The following is a 17429-nucleotide window of genomic DNA, read 5'->3' as shown; positions in this document are numbered from 1 at the left end:
GCCACCAATCCGTCCGAAGACCGATCCGTGAGCCGCCGGGAGAAACGACGATGAACGCACGAGAAGAAATCCGATCCGGCGAAGCCGAAAGCGCAAAACGCGCGGCCGGCCACATGGCGGACGCCGCCCGCAAATACCAACCCTATCCGACCGTCGGCCTCACCGACCGCACATGGCCCAACAAGGTCATCGACAAGGCGCCGATCTGGTGCTCGGTCGATTTGCGCGACGGCAACCAGGCGCTGATCGATCCGATGGGCCATGAGCGCAAGGCGCGCATGTTCGCGCTGCTGCTCGACATGGGCTTCAAGGAGATCGAGATCGGCTTCCCCTCGGCCTCGCAGACCGACTTCGATTTCGCCCGTTGGTGCATCGAACAAGGCAATGTGCCGGCCGATGTCTCGCTGCAGGTGCTGGTGCAGTGCCGTCCCGAACTCATCACCCGCACCTTCGAAGCGCTGAAGGGCGCCACCAATCCGATTGTTCATTTCTACAATTCGACCAGTGAGTTGCAGCGCCGCGTCGTCTTCGAGAAAGACGTCGGCGGCATCAAGCGCATCGCCACCGACGCGGCCAAGATGATCACCGACATGGCGGACAGGGCCGGCGGCGGCTACCGCTTCGAATACTCGCCGGAAAGCTTTACCGGCACCGAACTCGAAGTCGCGCTGGAGATCTGCAACGCCGTCACCGAGATCGTGAGGCCGACGCCCGACAACAAGCTGATCATCAACCTGCCCTCGACGGTCGAGATGTCGACGCCCAACATCTACGCCGATCGCATCGAATGGATGTGCCGCAACCTCGACAACCGCGAGAACCTGTTGATTTCGCTGCACCCGCACAATGATCGCGGCACCGGCATCGCCACCACCGAGCTCGGCCTGATGGCGGGTGCGGACCGCGTCGAAGGCACGCTGTTCGGCAATGGCGAGCGCACCGGCAATGTCGACATCGTCACCCTGGCGCTCAACATGTACACCCAAGGCGTCGATCCCCATCTTGATTGCTCCGACATCAACCGGATGAAGGACGTCTACGAATATTCCAACCAGCTGAAGATCCCCGAGCGCCATCCTTATGTCGGCGAACTGGTCTACACGGCCTTTTCCGGCTCGCACCAGGACGCCATCAACAAGGGCATGAAGGCGCTGAAGAAGGCCAACACGCCGGTATGGGAAGTGCCCTATCTGCCGATCGATCCGGCCGATGTCGGGCGCAGCTACGAGGCGATCATCCGCATCAACTCGCAGTCAGGCAAAGGCGGCATCGCCTATGTGCTGCAGGCCGATTACGGCCTCAATCTGCCGCGCAACCTGCAGATCGAGTTCAGCCAGGAGATCCAGGCGATCACCGACGCGGAAGGCAAGGAAGTGCCGGCAAAGCGCATCCATGATCGTTTCCTCGAGACCTATGTCGACCAGCCTGACGCACGGCTCAAATTCCTCGACCACCATACCTATCCCGACACCGAGGTGAAGGGCCGGCGCGTGGTGGAGGCGCTGATCCTCGACAACGGCAAGGAGACGACCATTACCGGCTCCGGCACCGGCCCGATCGACGGCTTCGTCGATGCGCTGTCGCGCCATGTCGGCGTCGACATGTCGGTGCTTGATTATTCCGAGCATTCGCTCCAGCGCGGTTCGAACGCCTCGGCGATCTCCTATGTCGAGATGGAATATCCCGGCGGCAAGCTGTTCGGCGCCGGCATCAATACCAACATTGTCGCCGCCTCTCTGGAAGCCGTTGTTTCGGCTGCCAACCGTATCATCGGGCGCAAGGCTGGCTGATTTTCCCGCCGGGCGCTGTATCCGCGGCGCCCGGAAATCCCCCATTTGCCGGGGGAAATACCGGTTTTCTCGTGTTAACCATCAGCAATTATCCGGTGCGGTACGCGATCGCATAACATAAGCAAGCTTGTATGGAAGTGCAGGCTCTATATGATTGCGCCTCAACCTGTGCCGACTTCGAGAGGATCGACACTTGCAGCATGCCACGCCTGCCGCCCCCGCAGTGCGCGAGACACTGGAGCGACTACTCGCCAGCGAAACGTTCGGACGTTCCGAGCGCGCACGCAAGTTGTTGCGCTATCTTGTGGAGCGCGAGCAAGCCGGCGAAGCCGACAGGCTCAAGGGTTTCTCCATCGCCATGGACGTCTTCGGCAAGGACGGCGATTTCGATTCGTCGACCGATGCCGTGGTCCGGGTGCAGGCAGGCCGGCTGCGCGAACTCCTCCAGCATTATTTCGCCAATGAAGGCGTAGCCGAACCGGTCCGCATTGCCATTCCGCGCGGTGGCTACGTGCCGTCCTATGAACTCAACGCCATACGCCTGCCGGTTGGGCACGAGCCGGTGGCGCTGGCGCAGGCGGTAGCCGCCTTGCCCGGGTCGCCTGACCAGGCCTCTCGTGCCGCGCTCCCAACGACGGCCTCGGCGATCACAGAGCCGGGGCCTTCACTAGCCCGCCACCTCCAGTTCTTCTGGGTCGCCATGACGCTGGTCATCCTCATGCTGGGCGTGCTCATCCTGCGCCAGGGTAGCGGCGCACTGCTTGCCGGCAGCGATCCGGCGGCGGCGGTCGAGACCGCGGGCGCAACGAGCAGCATCGCATCGCCGACGATGGAGGCGCTGCCCCTCGTCTACATCGCCGCGAAGGCCACCGGCCCCGAGGCCGGCCGCGTCGCCGCCTCGCTGCGCGCCGGTCTTGCCGGTTTCGACACCATCGACTTCATCGGCCGCGACGCCGACAGCAAGCGCGATCCAAGCACCGACCCGACCAGCTTCGTTTTCGATGTTTTGCCGGGGCCGATGGCAGGTGACGTGACGCTCGAACTGCAGAGCGTGGCGACCGGCCGTGTGCTTTTGTCCCGCAATCTGACGGCGGCCGACAGCGCACCTGGCGCCGTCGAGGATCGGATCGCTGCCATCCTCAGCTCGACCATTCCCGCCTCCGGCCCGCTCTACGGCTACATCGAACAGAACGGCGTCCAGACCGGTCTGACGAGCTGCCTGATCCTCAACGACAGATACTATCTCGACCAGAGCACCAAGACACACGAGGCCGCCTATCGCTGTCTGGAAAGCCTTGCCAGCCAGGGTGCGAAATCGTCGCTCGTCTATTCGGAACTGGCATCGCTCCATCTCGAGGCTGCGACCGATCACTACGCCTATCCGCCTGGCGCGACGGTCGAACAGGCGATGTCTTTTGCCCATCGCGCCATCCAGATGGGGCCGACCAGCCCCTATGCGCACCGCGCGTACGGCTACCTTTACTCGCGCCTTGGCAACACCGAGGAAGCAATCCGCTGGATGCGCAAGGCTTATCAGCTCAACCCATACGACCTCAGCATGGCTGCCGCTTACGGCTATGGTCTGATCTTTGCCGGCAATTATGCCGAGGGAACACCGATCCTGGCTCATGCCGTCGAGACGTTCAGTGGCCATCCGACATGGTGGGATTACGGTCTCTTCGCCGGACAATTCATGCTGGGCGACATGAACAAGGCGAGTCGCTGCGCACGACGGCGATGAAATCGCATTATCTGGCGGCGCGGCTGATCGGCGCCAAGGCGGCCGGCCGCGAGCAGCTCGCGGCCAAGCTTCTGGATGAGTTGAACACCAAATTCCCGAAATTCGCCGCTGACCCGCGTGCGGCTTTCGCCGAACGGAAATATCCCGGCGATCTGACAGACCGGCTGGTCGAGGCGTTGCACGCCGCGGGCCTCGGCAACGCCAGCTGATATCGGATCGCGAAAATTTTACTGGCCATCGGTCTGGACTGGGAGCAATCCAACCCCAATCCAGCATTTCCTGTCCTACCTACCTAGCAACAATCATACATTTTTCATGGTCTCATCCCTCTATGTTGCCGAGCGGGGCGCAGGGCCGAAGACGGTCGTCCTGCTGCATGGCTTCGGCGGTTGCCATGACATCTGGCGCGAGGTGACCGCGACGCTGCCGCCCGGGATCAGAACACTGGCCTACGATCTTCCGGGACACGGACTGTCGCTCGATTTCCCCGGCGGCGGTCCGGCCAAGACGGCGGCGCGAGCGGTTCTCGCCGATCTGGCCGAGCGCGGGATAGGACGGGTGCATGTCACCGGTCATTCGATGGGTGGTGCAATAGCTGCCCTGATGGCATTGGCCGAGCCCGAGACAATAGCCTCGCTGACGCTTCTGGCGCCGGGCGGTGTTGGCCCGGAGATCAACGGACCGCTGTTGCGCCGCTACGCCGCGGCGGCCGACACACGGGAAATCCGCGCCTGCCTTGCCGCGATGTCGGGGCCGCAAAGTCCGCCGCCCGAACGCATCGTTGGCGTCCTGGCCGAAGTACGCCGTCGCCCCGGACAGCTGCGCAAGCTGATCGAGATCGCCGCCGGCATGATCAGGGACGAGTGTCAGGGCGTCATCCCCCGCGAACAGCTCGACACACTCGACATGCCGGTGATGGTCGTTTGGGGAACGGACGATCCGGTGCTGCCCGTTACCCATGCTGATGGCCTGCCGGCGCATTTTCATATCCATCACGTGCTCGATGCCGGCCATATGCTGGTCGAAGAAGTGCCTGAGGTGGTCGCCCAGGCCGTGCGCCGGAACATGGCACGCCGCGGCAGGCGTGTGCGTCCGACATTCGGCGCCGCGGCGAGCTGAACCTCACTGGCTCCGGCATCTCGCCAGTGCATTTTGCCGGCGGCTGTGTTAACTCGCTATTAATCATATTAGCGAGGGATAATGAAGGACTCAGACGAGCAATTCACCTCTTTAACCCCGTCGCGCAAACTGTCCGATGCCATTCGCGACGTAAAGAACGCCTTTGCCGATCGCGACGATATCGTTGTCGACATGCGCGATGCGCATCGCATGCGGCTGGATCTGCTTGCCGCCGAACTTGCCCCGGTCTTTGCCGACGTGCCCGCTGATATGGACAATTTCGACTTCGTTGTTTCGTCGGGCCTGCAGCCGAGGCTGTGGATCGACGCCGTCAGCCATGTTGCCATGGGGCGCGACCGTCGCACCTACCGCTTCCTCAGGGATACCCGGATCGGCCGCGTGGTGCTTGCCGAATCGACCGATATGAAACCGGTTGCCGATCAGGTCACGCGCTATGTGGCGGAGCGCATCGTCGAGCGCCAGCGCATGATGGAAGGCGGGGTCGAGCCCGCCGTCGCCGGCCTGAACCGCGCTGCCGTCCGGGAAGCCGAACCACCCTTGCAAGCAACCGCGCCCGGCAACCGCTGGTCGACCTTCCTGTCCGGCCTCGGCGTGATCGCCGCCGGCGCGCTGGTCGGCCTCGCGGTGGCGGCCGCGCTGTTCTGGGATCGCCTGATGGCGATGAAGATCAGCTTCTGATCAGCGATTTCGATGCTTCGGCATCGACGCCGAGTTCCACCACCTGCAGGTCCGACGGCGGCGTCGCAGGCCCCGTCAGGCCACGCCGCGTCAGCCGGATCCGCCAGTTGCCCTTTTCGCCGTCGATATCGAGCAGATTGTACTGCGCCGCCGGGTTCTTGCTGCCTGGCGACTGGCCGGCAGCGGCGACGCCGACAACCGGAATCCTGGTGCCGCGTCCGCCGATGAAGAACAGCGACGGCAGGTGCGAATGGCCATGCAGCACCAGCTCGGCGCCATGCCGGTGAACGGTCTTGTGGAAGCGCGAGATGCCGAACAGGCGCTTTTGTTGGGTGACGGCGCCGCGCACCGGCGGATGATGGATCATGATCGCCCGCAACAGCCCGCGTTTGGCCGTGTCGTCGAGCACCGAGGCCAGCCTTTGCGCCTGGCCTTCGAGGAAGAAGCCGTTGGCCATGAAGGGTGCTGTGGCGCGCGCCGTCGAGACGCCGATCAGCGCGACGTTGCCGCGCACGCGCAGATAGGGAAATGTGTTGCGGTCGATCGGCGCAGTGACGTCGTCGCCGCTCATCCACGCCGCCCAGGAGCGGCAGACCTTGTCGAAGGCGCCCGGCACATAGGCGTCGTGATTGCCCGGCACCACCGAGACATCCTCCGGAGGGCCCAGCGTCTCCAGCCAGTGCTTGGCCATCTCGATCTCGCCGTCGAGCGCCAGATTGACCAGATCGCCAGTGACGGCGAGGTGGTCGGGACCGCTCGCCTTCATGTCTGCCACAATGGTGTCAATGACGGCATCATGCATATGGCGGCGGCGGTTGCGCTGCCAGTTGACGTAGCCGACCACGCGCTTGGACGCGAGTTCGCGATAGGTTACACCGGGAAGCGGCCCCAGATGGACATCGGAAATATGCGCGAGCCTGAACATCCTTCCTTCATAGGCGACGCGCCCCCCGCTTTCCACTCACTGTTTCCTGTCCGCTTACAGTTTCGCCGATGATGGCGACATCGGACCCGGCGCAGGCCTTTCGCCAGACTGGCTGGCCCGGCCTCAGGGCAAGGCTGTTCCATCTCTATTTCCTGCTGCGGCGGCCAATGACGCTCGGCGTGCGCGGCTTGATCCACGACCACGCTTCGAATTCCGTCTTCCTCATCCGCCATACCTATGTTCCCGGCTGGCAATTGCCGGGCGGCGGTGTCGAGGTCGGCGAGACGTTGGTCGAGGCGCTGACGCGCGAACTGGCAGAGGAAGGTAACATCGTGCTGACAGCCCCACCGGTGCTGACATCGATGCATTTCAACCGCCGCGCCAGCCGCCGCGACCATGTCGGCCTCTATCTCATCGAAAGCTTCAGCCAGACGGCGCCGAAACTGCCGGACCACGAGATCGCCGAAGCCAGCTTCTTCCCGCTCGACCGTTTGCCCCAAGGCACGACGCCGGCGACGCTACGGCGGATCGCCGAGGCTTTCGGGGGCGAACCGGTATCGCCGTACTGGTAGCCTATCAGTTCCGATGCTCACGCCGCCTTCCTGAACCGCGCCCGGTCATGCGGCGCGGCATAATCGAGTTCCGGCCCGACCGGCACGATGTGCGTCGGGTTGATGCTCTCGTGGCTGCCGTAATAATGCGTCTTGATGTGGTGCAGGTTGACCGTGCCGGCGACGCCGGGCACCTGGTAGAGATCGCGCAGATAGTTCGACAGGTTGGGGTAGTCGGCGACGCGGCGCAGATTGCATTTGAAATGGCCGACGTAGACCGGGTCGAAACGCACCAGCGTCGTGAACAGCCGCCAATCCGCCTCGGTGATACGGCCGCCGGTGAGATAGCGTTGGTTTGACAGCCTCGCCTCCAGCGTGTCGAGTGCCGAGAACAGCTCTCCAAACGCTTCCTCATAGGCCACTTGCGTGGTGGCAAAGCCGGCCCGGTAGACGCCATTGTTGATGGCCGGATAGACCAGCGCATTGACCTTGTCGATCTCGCCGCGCAGCGCCGGCGGGTAGAAATCGACGCTGGCATCGCCCCATTCGTCGAAGGCGGAATTGAGCATGCGGATGATCTCGGCGGATTCGTTGGAGACGATGGTCTCTTGCTTTTTGTCCCACAGCACCGGCACCGACACCCGGCCGGAATAGGCGGGATCGGCCTTGGTGTAGATCTGATGCAGGAAATCGAGGCCGTAGAGCGTGTCGCCGGTGGCCCCGTCCTCAGCCAGAAAAGTCCAGCCGTCGGCGCCGAGGAAATGATGCACGACCGAAACCGAGATGATGTCTTCGAGCTTCTTCAGCGCGCGAAAGATCAGCGTGCGATGCGCCCACGGACAGGCGAGCGAGACATAAAGATGATAGCGGCCGGGTTCGGCCTTGAAACCGCGCCTGCGGCCTTGCGCCGGCATGCCGTCGCGCGTGATCCAGTCACGCCATTGCGCCTCGGCGCGGATGAACCTGCCGCCGCTATCGACCTTGGCTGGGCGGTCCTGCCATTTGCCTTCGACCAGCAATCCCATGCGAAATCTCCTTGCGTGCGTTTTCGCCAATGTAGGCGGAAGGCGGCAATGTCGAAGACGTTATCTGCTGAACAGAGCGTCACTCGCCCGGAACGGCTTATGAAAACAGCCGATTGCAGCCGCCGGAAATTGATGCTAGCGGACACTTCGCATGTTCGACTTTGCCTCGATATGGTTTGACCGACGACGAAAGGGCGCCCGCGCTTAGAAAGCGCTGACTGGCGAACGCTGCCGCTTGCAGCAACCTTCCTCGTATATCGGACCGCGAAGACCATGAGCCTTGCCGACGTGAAATACCTGCCGGAAACCCCGGCGCACGACCCCGAAATCGAAGCCATCAACGACGAAGCCTTCGGCCCCGGCCGCTTTGTGCTGGCCGCCTACAAGATTCGCGAGGCCGGCGGCCATGAGCGCGCGCTGTCCTTTGTCGCCGTCGATGGCGACATCGTCGTTGCATCGGTGCGCATGACCCGCATTGCGGCCGGCGCCGGCCGCGCGCTGATGCTCGGGCCGCTTGCCGTGCGGCCCGCCTTCAAGAATCTCGGCATCGGCCGCCGGCTGGTGGCGATCGCGCTGGAGGCGGCCGCCAAGGCCGGCGCGCCGGCGGTGATCCTGGTCGGCGACGAGCCCTATTACGGCCCGCTCGGCTTCAGGAAGATCCCGCGCGGCCAGATCTCCATGCCGCGCCCGGTCGACCTCGACCGGCTGCTGTCGCACGAAATCGTGCCTGGCGCGGTCGTGCGGCTCTCCGGTGAGGTCTGCCATGCCAGCGTCGCCAGGATTGCCGAGCCCGCGCCGGTGATGGCCTGATCGCCCGGCCGATCGAGGCCCCTCGGTTGAACTGGTCAGGTTGCACCATGCCGGCGACCTCCGTAGCATGATCAGGAACAGCACGGAGGACGCGGCATGAATCCGAACAGCCAGATTGCGATCGTAACCGGTGGCGGCTCCGGCCTCGGCGAGGCAACCGCCCGCGCGCTGGCCGACAAGGGCGCCCGCGTCGCCATTTTCGATATCGGCGTCGACCGGGCGGCGAAGGTGGCGGGCGACATTGGCGGCACCGCCATCCAGTGTGACGTCAGCAGCGCCGAAAGCGGTGCGGCCGCGGTCGCCGAAGTGGAAAAAAGGCTTGGGCCGGCGCGCATCCTGGTCAACTGCGCCGGCATCGCCATCGGCGTGAAAACCATCGGCAAGGACGGTCCGCACCCGCTCGACCAGTATCGCAAGGTGATCGAGATCAATCTGATCGGTACCTTCAACATGATCCGCCTCGTCGCCGACCGCGCCGCCAAACTCGAGCCGCTGCAGGGCGGCGAGCGCGGCGTCATCGTCAATACGGCATCGGTGGCCGCCTATGACGGCCAGATCGGCCAGGCCGCCTACGCCGCCTCCAAGGGCGGCGTCGTTGGCATGACGCTGCCGGTCGCCCGCGATCTCGCGCGTTCCGGCATTCGCGTCTGCACCATCGCACCCGGCATCTTCAAGACGCCGATGATGGCCGGTATGCCGCAGGAGGTGCAGGATTCGCTTGGCGCTGCCGTGCCCTTCCCGTCTCGTCTCGGCGAGCCGTCCGAATATGCGGCGCTCGCCCTGCATATCATTGAAAACCAGATGCTCAACGGCGAAACCATCCGCCTCGACGGGGCGATCCGCATGGCGCCGAAATAGACGGCCATGGTGGCCGGCGCAGCGGTGGTGAAGACCGGCCCCCTTGCCGGCCTCAAAATCATCGAGATGGCCGGGCTCGGGCCGGTGCCGTTGGCCGGGCTGATGCTGTCGGAAATGGGCGCCGAGGTGCTCCGCGTCGAGCGTTCGGGTTCGGACCAACCCCTGCTGCCGCTCTCCGATGAGCACAATCTCGACCGCCACGGCCGCTCCATCCTGCGCCTCGACCTCAAGCAATCATCGGGGATCGAACTGGTGCTGCGTCTCCTCGAGAAAGCCGATCTGCTGGTCGAGGGTTTTCGTCCCGGGGTCATGGAGCGGCTAGGTCTCGGCCCGGATGCCGCATTGGCGCGCAACCCGGCGCTGATCTACGGCCGAATGACCGGCTTCGGCCAGGACGGGCCGCTCGCAGGCCGCGCCGGCCACGACATCACCTACCTCGCCTATTCCGGTGTGCTGCATGCCATCGGCCGGGAGGAAGGGCGGCCGGTTCCGCCGCTGAACCTGATCGCCGACAATGGCGGCGGCGCCATGATGCTGATCGCCGGCGTGCTCGCCGCGCTGTTTGAGCGTTCGCGCTCCGGCAAAGGCCAGGTGGTGGACGCGGCGATGGTCGAAGGCGCTTCGATGCTGGCGGCGCCCATACACGCCTTCATGGCGGCCGGTCTGTGGAACGACCGGCGCGGCGCCAACCTGCTCGATTCCGGCGTGCCCTTCTACGACACCTATGAGACGGCGGACCAACGTCATGTCGCGGTCGGGTGCCTGGAGCCGCGCTTCTTCGCCGAATTTGCCGGCCTGCTGCCGCTCGGCGAGCATTTTGTCCGCAGCCAGTACGACAGGGCGTCATGGCCCCAAATGCGCGCCGCCATTGCCGACCGCTTCCGGCAGAAGACACGCGACGACTGGGATGCACTGTTTGCCGCAAGCGACGCTTGCGTCGCGCCGGTCCTGTCATTGACCGAAGCCAGGGATCATCCACACATCAGCGCCCGTCACGCATTTGTGAAGACAGGCGCGCTTGAGCGCCCGGCGCCTGCGCCGCGCTTCTCGGCCTCACAGCCGGCGCTTGCCACCATGCCGGACAATGATGACCAGCGGCCGCAAATCGTGCTGGCGCGGTTCGGCTTTTCGGCCGATGAGATCAAAGCGCTTGTCAAATCCGGTCTGATTGGCCAATAACTGGATGAAGAAAATCAACTTAACCCGGTGAGATCTTGGACGAGCCGAAGAAGGAGGTCATTCGCGCGACGGACGCCGAGGCGGTCAGGCTGGCTGGCACCTTGATCCGCAGCGCTCGTTTCGGCGCCCTGGCGGTGATCGAGCCCAAAACCGGTTCGCCGCTGGCCTCCAGGGTGGGGGTCGCCACCGACACCGACGGCGCGCCGCTGATCCTGGTCTCGGCGCTCTCCGCCCACACCGGCGCGATCCTTGCCGAGCCGCGCTGCTCGCTGCTTGTCGGCGAACCCGGCAAGGGCGATCCGCTGGCGCACCCCAGGATAACGCTTGTTTGCCGGGCCCGGCCGCTTGAGCGCGGCTCGAGCGCGCATGCCCGCGCCGAGCGGCGCTATCTCAACCGCAATCCCAAGGCAAAGCTCTATTCCGGGCTCGGCGATTTCTCGATCTTCCGCCTCGAGCCTGAGCGCGCCAGCCTGAATGGCGGCTTCGGCAAGGCCTATCTGCTCGACCGTGCCGATCTCGTCACCGATGGGTCGATCGTCGACGAGCTGGCGGCCAGCGAACAGTCCGCCCTCGACCACATGAATGCCGACCATCTCGATGCGATCGCCGTCTATGCGCATCATTTCGCCAAGGCCGAAGGGGATGGCTGGACCATGACCGGCTTCGACGCCGACGGCATGGACCTGGCATTGGGCGACGCCGTTTGCCGGGTCTATTTTCCGCAACCATTGAAGACCGCGCGCGACCTGCGGCCCGTCCTTGTCGACATGGCCAAGGCCGGACGAGCGCCGGCTACGCAGGGTTAGCAAGGATAATCGTCATGAATCAAAAGCATGTCTTGAGATTTGGGCGAAATGATCTACGATTCATACGACGCTGAATCAGCAGCGCGATCCATCGCTGAATTATAGCACCTAACGCTATTTGCCCCCATAGCGTTCGGATGAGCAGGGAAACATGGGGCATGGTCTCGACCAAACTAATCGCCAATGCCGAATCGGCGGCGACATTTCTGACCCTTATGGGCAACGAAAAGCGGCTTTTGATCATGAGCTATCTGGCCGACGGTGAGATGTCGGTCGGTGCCATCGCCGAAAAGGTGGTGCTCAGTCAGTCCGCTTTGTCGCAGCATCTGGCCAAGCTCAGGGCGCTCGATCTTGTCGAGACCCGCCGCGACCGGCAGATGATCTACTATTCCTGCAAGTCGGAAGCCGTGCGCGAGCTGTTGCGCATGCTGGACGGCGTTTTCGGGATAGGCGACTTGTCCCAGATGGCAACGCGTCTGCGCCGCGCCGGGACTTGACCTGCGGCTTCGATCGCTCCTTACCTCGCTGACGATTTTTCGCCGGCCGAGGTATTGATGGATCCGATCCAGATCGACGACGCGCATGATCCGCGGGTCGCCGCCTATCTTGACATCCGCGAGCGCGATCTAACCGGCCGCCATGGCCGGTTCCTCGCCGAAGGCAAGGTAGTGCTGGACGTCCTGCTGTCGACCGGACGCTTTGCCGCGGAGTCGATCCTGGTTCTCGAAAACCGGCTGGCCGGGCTCGACGACATTCTGCGCAAGGCCCCTGCGGACTTGCCGGTTTATGTTGCGGCAAGCGACATCATGGACAGGATCGCCGGCTTCCACATCCACCGCGGCATATTGGCGATCGGCAGCAAAGGCGTGCCGCAGGCCGCCGAGGCCTTGCTGGAGACGTTGCCTGCGCAAGCGTTGATCGTGGTGCTCGTCGGCATCGCCAACCATGACAATATGGGATCGATCTTCCGCAACGCCGCCGCCTTCGGCGCCGATGCCGTGTTTATCGACGCGACCTGTTGCGATCCGCTGTATCGCAAGGCGATCCGCGTCTCAGTCGGCGCCGCGCTGAAGGTCCCCTTTGCGTCCTTCGGCGACACTGAAACTTTCATCGCGAAGCTCGACGAGCTGGGCTTCGGCCAGGTCGCTTTGTCGCCGCGCGGTGAGGCTGACATCCGCGATGCCGCGAGGCCGAAACGACTGGCGCTCTATCTCGGCACCGAAGGCGAAGGCCTGCCCGAGAGCCTGCTTCACCGGCTACGCACGGTGCGGATCGCGATGTCTGAAGGGTTCGACAGCCTGAATGTCGCTGCGGCCTCAGCCATCGCGTTGCATCATTTTTCGACTGGCAAGTCGTAGTCGCCCAGGATTTTCGAAAGCCGGCTACCCGAAGCTCAGCCCGCCGAACCCGCCCTCTGCAGCGCCCGGACGCGATCGGCGAGGCTGGTGCTGCCCGATCGCGTTTCCTGTGGCGCCGCCAGCGCCTTGGCAATCGGCGAATCCGGCCCTTCGAGCTTGGCCGTCAAACTGACGACCTCTGCCGCCAGGGTGTTCATCTGTTCGCGCAACGCATCACCGGCGCTGCGCCTGTCGTCGCCATTTCTCGCGGTTTCGGAACCGCCAAGCTCCGTCTTCAGCCGCTTGTTCTCACGGGCCAGCGTCGTCAGCCTGGCTTCCAGGCGCTCGCGATCGCCTTCGAGCTTGGCCAGCACTTTGTCGATGTCATCATCCCTGGATGGGGCATTGTCCTGGGCAGCGACCGGACCAACGGCGGTCGCAGCGCCTCCCGTGGCCTCGCCCTTCAACCGTTCGCGAAGCCGGGCCAGTTCCTTTTCGCGGCGATCGAGCTTGTCCTCGCGATCGGCAAGCGTGGCGAGCAGGCGCTCGAGCTTCTTCTCGAGATCGGTGGTTCTTTTCTTCTCGGCCTTCAGCGCGTCGCGCGTGGCCTTGCCCTCGGCGACGACTTCCTGATGGCGCTTGTCGGCCTCCTTGCGCTGGCCGCGCAGCACCGCAATGTCGTTGGCAAGCTTTTCCAGCTCGGATTCGCGTGCCACGAGTTCGATCTGCCTGTTGCTGGAGGAGAAGGAGGCGTCGTCATACATTTGCTCGAGCTTTTCCAGCTCGAGCGCGCGCTTTTCCATCATGCGCTCGGCTTGTACGAGCTTGTCCATCAGCTGCTGTATCTGCTGCTCGCGATGCAGGAGCAGTTCGTTTTTCTCTCCGAGCTCCGAAAGCGCCTGCTTCTTGTCCTTGCGCTCGACCGCCAGGCCTTTCAGCGCCTCGTGCCCGCGACTGATCTCGACGAGTTGCTCATTCACCTGCTCGCGCAGCGTCTTGACGCTGATTTCGAGCCGGCGTGTCGTCATGGCGAACTCGGCGCGCAAGCTGTCCTTGTCGGCCTGGATCTCGGCCAGCGTTCGCGGCACCGACGCCTCAACACGCTTGCGCGTCAGCGCGACCGCCCGCCGCCAGATGGCCGGCGCAACCAGCAGCGCCAGAAAGCCGGCGCACAGAAAGCCGAGGGCGAAGAACAGGATCGACTGAACCAAGGTGACTACCCGTTACGGGCGGGCCGCTATCCGGCAACCGCCAAGTCTGGACTTTGCCACGTTCGCATGACGCAAATCCAGCGCTGCGGCAAGAGTATGCCGCAGCTTGATCGGGTCAGAACCTGTTGATCGGGTCGAACTGTGGTCGGAATCGCTCAGAAGGGATTCCAGGTCGGCCGCTGCGTCAGCTTCAGATAGCCGAGATTGACGCCAAGCCGCGCGCCGACGCCGGTGCGGATCGGCACCAGCAGTACCCTGTTGTTCTGCAGCACGTTAAATCCGACGCCTGCCACGACATAGGCAGAACCGGCGACGCCGCCGAACCGGTTGTAGAGATTGCTGACGTCGTCGAGATTGTAGACGAGCATCATCACCCGCGATCCCTCGCCACCGAAATCCCAGCCGAGCGACGGACCTTGCCAGAACACCTTATGGTCGCCGGCATTCTTGGTGTAGAGCGTGCCCTCGCCATAGGTCAGGCCGCCGATCACCGCGCCAGAACCCTCTTCGCCGAGCAAATAGCCATTGGGCAGGCCGTAGGAGGCAAAAATCTTCTCGACGACGGTGGCCAGACCGCCCGACGTCGCGCCGAAGAACTTGTGGCCAGAATCGACGATCTCCTGAGCGGTGTATTCCTGCGCCCGCGACGCAGAGGTTGAGAAGGCGAGAGCGCCCATGAGGGCAATCGCCATGAAGAGGACACGGACAACGGTCCGGTCGTAGAATCGGGAAACCATGCTTCCAATCTCCGTCAGGGAGCACTTTCGCCGACGCCTCGTACCCCGTACGGCTCTTTAGGCGGCCGTTAAGGATGACTGTTACGGGCAAACTATGCCGTAATCCTTTTTCAACCATTAACCTTCCACATGAACATGGCGGTTCGAAGGCTGTCTGACCGTCTGTGCGGGCTCCCATCCTGTGCAAACACGCCATTTTTGCTAACGAAAATTGTGGATTTGTTGCTGCACGCTCGGGCGCTGTGTATTCAGAAGCGCTGGGGAAAAAGCGTGATTCGGGTGGGGTGAGGCGCGGCGGTAGGCCCCGTGGCCACCAGGATGTGAATTTTTAGCAGGGATTTTCGCCGATGGCCGAGCTTTTCTCTCTCTCCGCACCCGATCTCGCAGCCTTGTTGTGCAGCCGAGTCTGCCACGACATCATTTCGCCGGTTGGGGCCATCAACAACGGCCTTGAGCTCCTCGACGAAGGCGGCGCCGACGAAGACGCCATGAAACTGATTCGCCAGAGCGCCAGAAACGCTTCGGCCCGCCTGCAATTCGCCCGCATCGCTTTCGGCGCCGCCGGTTCGGCCGGCATGATGATCGACACCGGCGATGCCGAGTCCGTCGCGATCGCTTTCCTGAAGAACGAGAAGCCGGAACTGATCTGGAACGGGGTTCGCGCCCTGCTGCCGAAAAACAAGGTCAAGCTGCTGCTCAATTTGCTGCTCGTCGCCAACGCAGCCATCCCGCGCGGCGGCAAGCTGGTGGTTACGCTGGAAAACCTCGATACAGAGCCGCGCTTTGCGCTTGCGGCAAGCGGCCCGATGCTGCGCGTGCCGCCGAAATTCCTCGAACTGCATTCCGGCAACAAGCCCGAGGAGCCGATCGACGCCCATTCGGTCCAGCCCTATTACACGCTGCTCCTTGCGCGTGAGGCCAATATGACGATCTCGATCCACGCGACAGCCGAAGAGATCGTGCTGTCCGCGGTCTGACGACCCGAAGCCGTTTGCCGGCTCGGCCGGCGGCCAAGAACAAATCAAATATCTTTCGCCACTGATATTTGCGGCTTTGGCCGAAATTCAGAACAGCCAAGTTTCATCGTCGGTGACGCGTCCGCTGGGGACCGCACGCAAACGGCATTTTTGCAAAAACTTTACCTAACGGCTTTTCGGCTTCTTTACCAGATCGGTCTAAGGTGCATCTCGATAACCCCGGATGCCGCCGGTTCGCCCCAAGGCAAAGAGGACCCGGAAATGAAGCGCTGCATGTTTGTCGACGATTCAAGTGTGATCAGGAAGGTCGCAAAACGAATTCTTGGCGGCTCCGACATGGTGGTGATCGAAGCGGCCACCGGACTTGACGCGGTAGAGATGTGCGCTGCCGAAATGCCCGATGTGATTGTCGTCGACGGCGCCCTGCCCGACATGCAGGCGGTCGATGTCATCCGCCAGGTCCGCGCCATGGAAAGCGCGATCAAGCCGCAGATCCTGATTTCGCTGGTGGAGGTCGACGTTGCCTCGATCATGAAGGCAAAGCGCGCCGGCGCCCAAGGCTATCTCCTGAAGCCGTTCAACCGGCCGCAACTTCTCGAGCGCTTTCGTACTCTGAAGATCGCCGCCTGATTCGGGTCATACTCGAACGGAAGGGACAGCAAAAAACCCGGCCTGAGCCGGGTTTTTTGCATTGAATTCAATCAGATGATGTTCACTCAGGCGCTGACGCGAATGTCTTCCGGTTCGCGCAGCACATAGCCGCGGCCCCAGACCGTTTCGATGTAGTTCTGGCCACCGGACGCAGCGTCGAGCTTCTTGCGCAGCTTGCAGATGAAGACGTCGATGATTTTCAGTTCCGGTTCGTCCATGCCGCCATAGAGGTGGTTGAGGAACATTTCCTTGGTCAGCGTGGTGCCCTTGCGCAGCGAGAGCAGTTCCAGCATCTGGTATTCCTTGCCGGTCAGATGCACGCGCTGGCCGCCGACTTCGACGGTCTTGGCATCGAGATTGACCACCAGGTCGCCGGTGGTGATGACCGACTGGGCATGACCCTTGGAGCGGCGCACGATGGCGTGGATGCGGGCGACCAGCTCGTCCTTGTGGAACGGCTTGGTCATATAGTCGTCGGCGCCGAAGCCGAGGCCGCGCACCTTGTCCTCGATGCCGGCCATGCCGGAGAGGATCAGGATTGGCGTCTTCACCTTCGAGAGGCGAAGTGTCCGCAAGACTTCGTAGCCTGACATGTCGGGAAGGTTGAGATCGAGAAGAATGATATCGTAATCATAGAGTTTACCGAGATCGACACCTTCTTCGCCGAGGTCGGTCGTATAAACATTAAAACTTTCGGATTTGAGCATCAGCTCGATGCTCTGAGCGGTTGCACTGTCGTCTTCTATCAGCAGAACGCGCATTTCATTCCCCTTTTCTGCCGCCGGACCATGTCACGACCCATCCGGGACCGGAGCAGTGATTGCCTGAACAGAAGGCTGCCATCGAATGGTTAACAAAACCTAATTCCGCACCCAGGACGGTACCAGATTTTTTAACCGCTTTCTACACCCTCTTGAATCTAATGATGAATCACAGAACCAAATCGCTAATGCAACACATTAATAAGTTGGACTAAGTGACTCAAGGGACTCGCTGGCCGGCTTCCGTATCGG

The 17429-nt window shown here is 62.9% G+C and carries 19 protein-coding genes; 14 read left to right on the top strand and 5 right to left on the bottom strand.

The window, feature by feature from the left end:
- The first annotated feature begins 50 nt into the window (after positions 1 to 50).
- The 5 genes from leuA (at position 51) to ACWTU9_RS11075 (ending at position 5349) form a co-directional block, all read left to right on the top strand.
- The gene (leuA, locus tag ACWTU9_RS11095) at positions 51 to 1790 is read left to right on the top strand and encodes a 2-isopropylmalate synthase (RefSeq protein ID WP_455858327.1); all 1740 of its coding nucleotides are present in this window, start codon (positions 51 to 53) and stop codon (positions 1788 to 1790) included.
- 193 nt (positions 1791 to 1983) lie between these two features.
- Positions 1984 to 3531, top strand: a complete 1548-nt coding sequence (locus ACWTU9_RS11090) for a tetratricopeptide repeat protein (protein WP_455858326.1) — start codon at positions 1984 to 1986, stop codon at positions 3529 to 3531.
- Positions 3528 to 3740 carry a hypothetical protein gene (locus tag ACWTU9_RS11085; protein ID WP_455858325.1) on the top strand — a complete coding sequence of 71 codons (213 nt, stop codon included), beginning with the start codon at positions 3528 to 3530 and terminating at the stop codon, positions 3738 to 3740. Before ACWTU9_RS11090 ends, ACWTU9_RS11085 begins: the two co-directional genes overlap by 4 nt.
- Positions 3741 to 3846: 106 nt before the next feature.
- Positions 3847 to 4650, top strand: a complete 804-nt coding sequence (locus ACWTU9_RS11080; RefSeq protein WP_455858324.1) for an alpha/beta fold hydrolase — start codon at positions 3847 to 3849, stop codon at positions 4648 to 4650.
- Between the two features lie 81 nt (positions 4651 to 4731).
- A complete protein-coding gene (locus ACWTU9_RS11075; protein ID WP_455858323.1) occupies positions 4732 to 5349 on the top strand; it encodes a hypothetical protein in 618 nt (205 codons plus the stop codon).
- On the opposite strand, the gene ACWTU9_RS11070 is transcribed toward ACWTU9_RS11075, so the two are convergent.
- Positions 5339 to 6274 (bottom strand): metallophosphoesterase family protein, encoded by a 936-nt coding sequence (locus tag ACWTU9_RS11070; protein ID WP_455858502.1) that lies wholly within the window; start codon positions 6272 to 6274, stop codon positions 5339 to 5341. The two genes, ACWTU9_RS11075 and ACWTU9_RS11070, sit on opposite strands and share 11 nt — an antisense overlap.
- A gap of 71 nt (positions 6275 to 6345) precedes the next feature.
- On the opposite strand from ACWTU9_RS11070, the gene ACWTU9_RS11065 reads away from it, so the two are divergent.
- Positions 6346 to 6846, top strand: a complete 501-nt coding sequence (locus ACWTU9_RS11065) for an NUDIX domain-containing protein (RefSeq protein ID WP_455858501.1) — start codon at positions 6346 to 6348, stop codon at positions 6844 to 6846.
- Positions 6847 to 6863: 17 nt separating this feature from the next.
- On the opposite strand, the gene ACWTU9_RS11060 is transcribed toward ACWTU9_RS11065, so the two are convergent.
- Entirely contained in the window at positions 6864 to 7850 is a 987-nt protein-coding gene (locus tag ACWTU9_RS11060) for a glutathione S-transferase family protein (protein ID WP_455858322.1), read from the bottom strand.
- A 273-nt stretch (positions 7851 to 8123) separates the two neighbouring features.
- Between ACWTU9_RS11060 and ACWTU9_RS11055 the strand changes: the two genes are divergently transcribed.
- From ACWTU9_RS11055 to ACWTU9_RS11030, 6 genes are all read left to right on the top strand, one after another.
- Positions 8124 to 8660 carry a GNAT family N-acetyltransferase gene (locus ACWTU9_RS11055; protein ID WP_454577214.1) on the top strand — a complete coding sequence of 179 codons (537 nt, stop codon included), beginning with the start codon at positions 8124 to 8126 and terminating at the stop codon, positions 8658 to 8660.
- 96 nt (positions 8661 to 8756) lie between these two features.
- Positions 8757 to 9518, top strand: coding sequence for a 3-hydroxyacyl-CoA dehydrogenase (locus ACWTU9_RS11050; RefSeq protein WP_455858321.1), 762 nt, complete (start codon positions 8757 to 8759; stop codon positions 9516 to 9518).
- A 6-nt stretch (positions 9519 to 9524) separates the two neighbouring features.
- Positions 9525 to 10697, top strand: a complete 1173-nt coding sequence (locus ACWTU9_RS11045) for a CaiB/BaiF CoA transferase family protein (RefSeq protein WP_455858320.1) — start codon at positions 9525 to 9527, stop codon at positions 10695 to 10697.
- 35 nt (positions 10698 to 10732) lie between these two features.
- Positions 10733 to 11503 (top strand): HugZ family pyridoxamine 5'-phosphate oxidase, encoded by a 771-nt coding sequence (locus ACWTU9_RS11040; protein ID WP_455858319.1) that lies wholly within the window; start codon positions 10733 to 10735, stop codon positions 11501 to 11503.
- Positions 11504 to 11661: 158 nt separating this feature from the next.
- Complete coding sequence (locus ACWTU9_RS11035; RefSeq protein WP_454577211.1) at positions 11662 to 12000, top strand: ArsR/SmtB family transcription factor; 339 nt, start codon at positions 11662 to 11664, stop codon at positions 11998 to 12000.
- 57 nt (positions 12001 to 12057) lie between these two features.
- Positions 12058 to 12861, top strand: coding sequence for a TrmH family RNA methyltransferase (locus ACWTU9_RS11030; protein WP_455858318.1), 804 nt, complete (start codon positions 12058 to 12060; stop codon positions 12859 to 12861).
- 35 nt (positions 12862 to 12896) lie between these two features.
- On the opposite strand, the gene ACWTU9_RS11025 is transcribed toward ACWTU9_RS11030, so the two are convergent.
- On the bottom strand, positions 12897 to 14051 hold the full coding sequence (locus ACWTU9_RS11025; RefSeq protein WP_455858317.1) for a hypothetical protein: 1155 nt from the start codon (positions 14049 to 14051) through the stop codon (positions 12897 to 12899).
- A 155-nt stretch (positions 14052 to 14206) separates the two neighbouring features.
- On the bottom strand, positions 14207 to 14743 hold the full coding sequence (locus ACWTU9_RS11020) for a DUF1134 domain-containing protein (protein ID WP_235984549.1): 537 nt from the start codon (positions 14741 to 14743) through the stop codon (positions 14207 to 14209).
- Positions 14744 to 15135: 392 nt separating this feature from the next.
- Here ACWTU9_RS11020 and chpT point away from each other — a divergent pair, with 392 nt between their 5' ends.
- Together chpT and ACWTU9_RS11010 are read left to right on the top strand one after the other, a co-directional pair.
- On the top strand, positions 15136 to 15765 hold the full coding sequence (gene chpT, locus ACWTU9_RS11015; RefSeq protein ID WP_455858316.1) for a histidine phosphotransferase ChpT: 630 nt from the start codon (positions 15136 to 15138) through the stop codon (positions 15763 to 15765).
- A gap of 261 nt (positions 15766 to 16026) precedes the next feature.
- Complete coding sequence (locus ACWTU9_RS11010) at positions 16027 to 16395, top strand: response regulator transcription factor (RefSeq protein WP_454585698.1); 369 nt, start codon at positions 16027 to 16029, stop codon at positions 16393 to 16395.
- A gap of 86 nt (positions 16396 to 16481) precedes the next feature.
- Here ACWTU9_RS11010 and ctrA read toward each other — a convergent pair whose 3' ends face one another.
- Positions 16482 to 17177, bottom strand: coding sequence for a response regulator transcription factor CtrA (ctrA, locus tag ACWTU9_RS11005; protein WP_006203583.1), 696 nt, complete (start codon positions 17175 to 17177; stop codon positions 16482 to 16484).
- Between the last annotated feature and the right edge of the window lie 252 nt (positions 17178 to 17429).

The organism is Mesorhizobium sp. 128a, from assembly GCF_053848025.1.
Note: the sequence above shows the minus strand (reverse complement) of the source record. Positions and strands in the feature narration are given on the sequence as shown.

What these genes read in the sequence shown, in the direction of transcription:
- leuA (WP_455858327.1), top strand. Translation starts at nt 51, where the DNA reads ATGAACGCACGAGAAGAAATCCGATCCGGCGAAGCCGAAAGCGCAAAA.
- ACWTU9_RS11085 (WP_455858325.1), top strand. Translation starts at nt 3,528, where the DNA reads ATGAAATCGCATTATCTGGCGGCGCGGCTGATCGGCGCCAAGGCGGCC.
- ACWTU9_RS11080 (WP_455858324.1), top strand. Translation starts at nt 3,847, where the DNA reads ATGGTCTCATCCCTCTATGTTGCCGAGCGGGGCGCAGGGCCGAAGACG.
- ACWTU9_RS11075 (WP_455858323.1), top strand. Translation starts at nt 4,732, where the DNA reads ATGAAGGACTCAGACGAGCAATTCACCTCTTTAACCCCGTCGCGCAAA.
- ACWTU9_RS11070 (WP_455858502.1), bottom strand. Translation starts at nt 6,274, where the DNA reads ATGTTCAGGCTCGCGCATATTTCCGATGTCCATCTGGGGCCGCTTCCC.
- ACWTU9_RS11065 (WP_455858501.1), top strand. Translation starts at nt 6,346, where the DNA reads ATGGCGACATCGGACCCGGCGCAGGCCTTTCGCCAGACTGGCTGGCCC.
- ACWTU9_RS11060 (WP_455858322.1), bottom strand. Translation starts at nt 7,850, where the DNA reads ATGGGATTGCTGGTCGAAGGCAAATGGCAGGACCGCCCAGCCAAGGTC.
- ACWTU9_RS11055 (WP_454577214.1), top strand. Translation starts at nt 8,124, where the DNA reads ATGAGCCTTGCCGACGTGAAATACCTGCCGGAAACCCCGGCGCACGAC.
- ACWTU9_RS11050 (WP_455858321.1), top strand. Translation starts at nt 8,757, where the DNA reads ATGAATCCGAACAGCCAGATTGCGATCGTAACCGGTGGCGGCTCCGGC.
- ACWTU9_RS11045 (WP_455858320.1), top strand. Translation starts at nt 9,525, where the DNA reads ATGGTGGCCGGCGCAGCGGTGGTGAAGACCGGCCCCCTTGCCGGCCTC.
- ACWTU9_RS11035 (WP_454577211.1), top strand. Translation starts at nt 11,662, where the DNA reads ATGGTCTCGACCAAACTAATCGCCAATGCCGAATCGGCGGCGACATTT.
- ACWTU9_RS11030 (WP_455858318.1), top strand. Translation starts at nt 12,058, where the DNA reads ATGGATCCGATCCAGATCGACGACGCGCATGATCCGCGGGTCGCCGCC.
- ACWTU9_RS11020 (WP_235984549.1), bottom strand. Translation starts at nt 14,743, where the DNA reads ATGGCGATTGCCCTCATGGGCGCTCTCGCCTTCTCAACCTCTGCGTCG.
- chpT (WP_455858316.1), top strand. Translation starts at nt 15,136, where the DNA reads ATGGCCGAGCTTTTCTCTCTCTCCGCACCCGATCTCGCAGCCTTGTTG.
- ACWTU9_RS11010 (WP_454585698.1), top strand. Translation starts at nt 16,027, where the DNA reads ATGAAGCGCTGCATGTTTGTCGACGATTCAAGTGTGATCAGGAAGGTC.
- ctrA (WP_006203583.1), bottom strand. Translation starts at nt 17,177, where the DNA reads ATGCGCGTTCTGCTGATAGAAGACGACAGTGCAACCGCTCAGAGCATC.